1 protein-coding gene is annotated in these 901 nt (G+C 58.0%); it reads left to right on the top strand.

Annotated features, from left to right (window positions below):
• Positions 1 to 781, top strand: a 781-nt coding sequence (locus ACK4TH_RS12350; RefSeq protein WP_409626875.1) for a hypothetical protein, incomplete at its 5' end; no start/stop codon positions are given.
• Positions 782 to 901: the final 120 nt, after the last annotated feature.

Raw genomic sequence — 901 nt, 5'->3', positions numbered from 1 at the left:
AGGTGTCATGAGCTACGCAAAGGACGTTGCGCTAGCCGTGTTGCTTGTGCTAGTCTTTTGCCTACTGACTGCAATCCGAGGGGAAGCGATGAAAGTCTTAGTAGCTTGCGAGCATACCGGCGAAGTCCGCCGCGCCTTTGCGGCGCGTGGGCATGAGGCTTGGTCGTGCGACCTGTTACCGGCCACGGATAACCACAACATGCACTTGCAAGGCGACGTCCGCGACGTGCTGGGCATGGGTTGGGATTTTATCATGGTCGCGCATCCGCCTTGCACGCGTCTGTGCAACAGCGGGGTACGCTGGCTAGACGAACCGCCCGGCAAACTTAGCGCCGAACACTACACGGTGGACGAAATAGCGGAATACGCGATGATGACAAGGGACGAACGGCTAGCCTTTATGTGGCGCAAGCTGGACGAAGGCGCGGCGCTGTTCTCTGATCTATGGAACGCCCCTATTCCTATGAAGTGCATTGAAAACCCGATAATGCACAAACACGCTAAGGCTCGGATTACCAACTATCGGGACTTTGCGCAGTCTGTCCAGCCGTGGCACTTCGGCGACCCGGAGACGAAACGAACATGTTTCTGGCTGGACGGGTTAGAGCCGCTTAAGCCGGTCTTCAATACGTGGGACGCGTGCCGGGAAGTCCTGGGCCTTCCCAAAGGCGCAAAGCCCGTCGACCGCGTACACAAGGCCCCGCCCGGCCCGGAGCGCTGGAAAGAGCGTAGCAAGTTTTTCCCCGGTATGGCCGCTGCGATGGCGGCACAGTGGGGTTAGAAAGAGGAGCTAGAAACATGCGTATCCCTACAGAGACGGAATACAAGACGGCACAACGCGCGCTCGCCATTTATGAGGAGTGGTCCGCGCAATTCAGAAAGCGAAACGGCTGGACTGTGA

The sequence above is a fragment of the Tepidimonas sp. genome (genome assembly GCF_046292505.1).
Lineage (GTDB): Bacteria > Pseudomonadota > Gammaproteobacteria > Burkholderiales > Burkholderiaceae_C > Tepidimonas.
The sequence above is the reverse complement of the archived record's forward strand: the minus strand, read 5'-3'. Positions and strand labels throughout refer to the sequence as shown.